Origin of the sequence: Limosilactobacillus gastricus DSM 16045 (assembly GCF_001434365.1) — a bacterium.
Lineage (GTDB): Bacteria > Bacillota > Bacilli > Lactobacillales > Lactobacillaceae > Limosilactobacillus > Limosilactobacillus gastricus.
On sequence record NZ_AZFN01000019.1, the window covers coordinates 38,788 to 42,393 of the forward strand.

Sequence of the window (3,606 nt, forward strand, 5' to 3'; positions counted from 1 at the left end):
ACCAACTGAGCTAACGGCTCATGAGCTTATATCGCTCAATGGAGGATACAGGGCTCGAACCTGTGACCCTCTGCTTGTAAGGCAGACGCTCTCCCAACTGAGCTAATCCTCCAAATAGCATGGCAATGTCCTATCCTCGCAGGGAGCGATCCCCCAACTACTTTCGGCGTGCTGAAGCTTAACTTCTGTGTTCGGCATGGGAACAGGTGTGTCCTTCAGGCCATCATCACCACACTCATCTCTTCGAGATGGAAAGCTTGTGCTTTCAAAACTAAATAATATCATATCTCCTTATCAATTACCAGACACCTTTTTCTACTTGGTTAAGTCCTCGACCGATTAGTAATGGTCCGCTCCATACGTCACCGTACTTCCACTTCCATCCTATCTACCTCATCATCTCTGAGGGGTCTTACTTCCTTATTGGAATGGGAAATCTCATCTTGAGGCGAGTTTCACACTTAGATGCTTTCAGCGTTTATCTCATCCATACATAGCTACCCAGCGGTGCTCCTGGCGGAACAACTGGTACACCAGCGGTATGTCCATCCCGGTCCTCTCGTACTAAGGACAGGTCCTCTCAAATTTCCTACGCCCGCGACGGATAGGGACCGAACTGTCTCACGACGTTCTGAACCCAGCTCGCGTACCGCTTTAATGGGCGAACAGCCCAACCCTTGGGACCGACTACAGCCCCAGGATGCGATGAGCCGACATCGAGGTGCCAAACCTCCCCGTCGATGTGAACTCTTGGGGGAGATAAGCCTGTTATCCCCGGGGTAGCTTTTATCCGTTGAGCGATGGCCCTTCCATACGGAACCACCGGATCACTAAGCCCGACTTTCGTCCCTGCTCGACCTGTCTGTCTCGCAGTCAAGCTCGCTTGTGCCTTTACACTCTGCGAATGATTTCCAACCATTCTGAGCGAACCTTTGGGCGCCTCCGTTACCTTTTGGGAGGCGACCGCCCCAGTCAAACTGCCCACCTGACACTGTCTCCCACCACGATGAGTGGCGCGGGTTAGAGTGGTCATAATACAAGGGTAGTATCCCACCAATGCCTCCACCGAAACTAGCGTCCCGGTTTCTATGGCTCCTACCTATCCTGTACAAGTAGTACAAACACTCAATATCAAGCTACAGTAAAGCTCCACGGGGTCTTTCCGTCCTGTCGCGGGTAGCCTGCATCTTCACAGGCAATTCAATTTCACCGAGTCTCTCGTTGAGACAGTGCCCAGATCGTTACGCCTTTCGTGCGGGTCGGAACTTACCCGACAAGGAATTTCGCTACCTTAGGACCGTTATAGTTACGGCCGCCGTTTACTGGGGCTTCAATTCAGGGCTTCGCTTACGCTAACTCTTCCTTTTAACCTTCCAGCACCGGGCAGGCGTCAGCCCCTATACTTCATCTTACGATTTTGCAGAAACCTGTGTTTTTGATAAACAGTCGCCTGGGCCTTTTCACTGCGGCTGACCTGGCGGTCAGCACCCCTTCTCCCGAAGTTACGGGGTCATTTTGCCGAGTTCCTTAACGAGAGTTCTCTCGCTCACCTTAGGATTCTCTCCTCGACTACCTGTGTCGGTTTGCGGTACGGGCAGTTAGTTCCTCACTAGAAGCTTTTCTCGGCAGCGTGACATCGGCGACTTCGTTACTATAATTTCACTCCCCATCACAGCTTGTTAACCCGAATCAAAGCATTTCACTCTGATCCTAACTTACTGCTTGGCCGGACACTTCCAATCGTCCGGTTCGCTTAGCCTTCTGCGTCCCTCCATCGTTCAAACGCAACTAACTGGTACAGGAATCTCAACCTGTTATCCATCGACTACGCCTCTCGGCCTCGCCTTAGGTCCCGACTTACCCTGGGTGGACGAGCCTTCCCCAGGAAACCTTAGTCATTCGGTGGACAGGATTCTCACCTGTCTTTCGCTACTCATACCGGCATTCTCACTTCTAAGCGCTCCACCAGTCCTCACGGTCTGACTTCGTCGCCCTTAGAACGCTCTCCTATCACGCATCGTAGATGCATCCACAGTTTCGGTAATATGCTTAGCCCCGGTACATTTTCGGCGCAGAATCACTCGACTAGTGAGCTATTACGCACTCTTTAAATGATGGCTGCTTCTGAGCCAACATCCTAGTTGTCTGTGCAACTCCACATCCTTTTCCACTTAGCATATATTTAGGGACCTTAACTGGTGATCTGGGCTGTTCCCCTTTTGACGATGGATCTTATCACTCACCGTCTGACTCCCGGGTATAAATCAATGGCATTCGGAGTTTATCTGATATTGGTAACCCATGACGGGCCCCTCGACCAAACAGTGCTCTACCTCCATGATTCTTGACCCCGAGGCTCCCCCTAAAGAGATTTCGGAGAGAACCAGCTATCTCCAAGTTCGTTTGGAATTTCACCGCTACCCACACCTCATCCCAGCCTTTTTCAACAGACACGGGTTCGGACCTCCAGTGCGTTTTACCGCACCTTCATCCTGGACATGGGTAGGTCACCTGGTTTCGGGTACATAACTACGTACTTCGTACGCCCATTTCAGACTCGCTTTCGCTACGGCTCCGGTTTTTCCACCTTAACCTTGCACGTAATCATGACTCGCCGGTTCATTCTGCAAGAGGCACGCCGTCACCCATTAACGGGCTCCGACAGCTTGTAGGCATATGGTTTCAGGAACTATTTCACTCCCCTCCCGGGGTGCTTTTCACCTTTCCCTCACGGTACTGGTTCACTATCGGTCACTAGGTAGTATTTAGCCTTGCGAGATGGTCCTCGCGGATTCCGACGGGGTTTCACGTGTCCCGCCGTACTCAGGATCCTGAACGAAGAGAGTAACGTTTCGTCTACTGGACTATCACCATCTGTGGTATAGCTTCCCAACTATTTCGACTACGTTGCTCTTTGGTAACTTCAATGTTCAGTCCTACAACCCCAACAAGCAAGCTTGTTGGTTTGGGCTCTTCCCGTTTCGCTCGCCGCTACTCAGGGAATCGAATTTTCTTTCTCTTCCTGCAGCTACTAAGATGTTTCAGTTCACTGCGTCTTCCCCTTGCTAGCTATAGATTCACTAGCAAGTAATCATCGATTAAGATGATTGGGTTTCCCCATTCGGAAATCTCCGGATCAAAGCGTACTTACCGCTCCCCGAAGCATATCGGTGTTAGTCCCGTCCTTCATCGGCTCCTAGTACCAAGGCATTCACCATACGCCCTTCATAACTTAACCTAATGAGCTTCGCTCATGATCAAAGTTAAATGAGTATGATTGCGATTTTATTCGTTAATAAAACTCAAAATAACGCGGTGTTCTCGGTTTTCTTGATTTTTTAGAAAATAGATATTATTTAGTTTTCAAAGTACAAACTTTTGATAACCTCACGGTCATCAATGGAGAATAGCGGGATCGAACCGCTGACCTCCTGCTTGCAAAGCAGGTGCTCTCCCAGCTGAGCTAATTCCCCATATGGGTCTAAGTGGACTCGAACCACCGACCTCACGCTTATCAGGCGTGCGCTCTAACCAGCTGAGCTATAGACCCATGCCTTCATAAGCGAATGAGATAAAATTGAGAGGTAAATCTCTCAAAACTGAACA

The 3,606-nt window shown here is 50.1% G+C and carries 3 tRNA genes and 2 rRNA genes; all 5 read right to left on the reverse strand.

The window, feature by feature from the left end:
* Positions 1-39 precede the first annotated feature (39 nt).
* The 5 genes from FC60_RS07095 to FC60_RS07115 all read right to left on the reverse strand — a co-directional run bounded on the left by FC60_RS07095 (position 40) and on the right by FC60_RS07115 (position 3,550).
* Positions 40-112 (reverse strand) — tRNA-Val (locus FC60_RS07095).
* A 5-nt stretch (positions 113-117) separates the two neighbouring features.
* Positions 118-234, reverse strand: a 5S ribosomal RNA gene (rrf, locus tag FC60_RS07100).
* 85 nt (positions 235-319) lie between these two features.
* Positions 320-3,238: ribosomal RNA gene (locus FC60_RS07105) — 23S ribosomal RNA — on the reverse strand.
* Between the two features lie 162 nt (positions 3,239-3,400).
* A tRNA-Ala gene (locus FC60_RS07110) sits at positions 3,401-3,473 on the reverse strand.
* Between the two features lie 3 nt (positions 3,474-3,476).
* A tRNA-Ile gene (locus tag FC60_RS07115) sits at positions 3,477-3,550 on the reverse strand.
* Positions 3,551-3,606: the final 56 nt, after the last annotated feature.